General features: G+C 60.0%; 1 protein-coding gene. It reads right to left on the bottom strand.

Annotated elements, in window-relative coordinates; genetic code table 11:
- A partial coding sequence (locus WS49_RS18265) for a hypothetical protein (RefSeq protein ID WP_156437110.1) occupies positions 1-629 on the bottom strand: 629 nt, incomplete at its 3' end.
- Positions 630-695: the final 66 nt, after the last annotated feature.

The following is a 695-nucleotide window of genomic DNA, read 5'->3' as shown; positions in this document are numbered from 1 at the left end:
AGAACTTCATCCGCCCATTTCCAGAACTGAATTTTTTCTTCATTTGTCTTCAGGTCATCCGCAATCTTCTGGAATTCCTTATTGACCGCCTCGGATGCCTTCTGCGTCGCCTGATCCATCTCGATGCCCAACTGCGCACTCTGCGTTGTCGCGCTCTGGGTATTTTCCGCCTTTACATTACCCAGCTCGGCCATCCACATCGTCACCGCGGCTTCGCCGTGCAGCCCCTGGCCGGTCGCTTTAGCCGCGTCATTCAGTCGCTCCGCCTGCTCCTCATCCGCCTCGTCCTGCTGATGCGTACTCGCTTGCGCCGCCTCGCCATACGCGGCCAGATTTGCGGCATTCCAGCGGCGTGCATGCGCCTCCAAGTCCTGCGGCGCGTGCTTTTGCGACAACAGGCTCATCGCCGTTCGCAGGGTTTCGCCGTCCGCCTCCCCGCCGTGCGTTGGCACCAGCAGTTCGGGCTCGTTGTCGAAGGCGCCGCGCGGCTCAGCATCCGCCGGAACACTGCTCCTCGAACCGGCGCGCTTCATCTCGCGCTGCACCATGTTCTTCATCGCCTCGGTGGCAAAATGCACCACGCCACCGATACTCTGTGGATCGAGCTTCGACACCTGCTGACGCAGCATCGGCAGCGTAGCGTGCCGCTGATACCGATTGATGTTCTGAAGACTTTGTTGAATAGAAGCCATAGG

The organism is Burkholderia sp. RF7-non_BP4, assembly GCF_001521935.1.
Lineage (GTDB): Bacteria > Pseudomonadota > Gammaproteobacteria > Burkholderiales > Burkholderiaceae > Burkholderia > Burkholderia diffusa.
The sequence above is the reverse complement of the archived record's forward strand: the minus strand, read 5'-3'. Positions and strand labels throughout refer to the sequence as shown.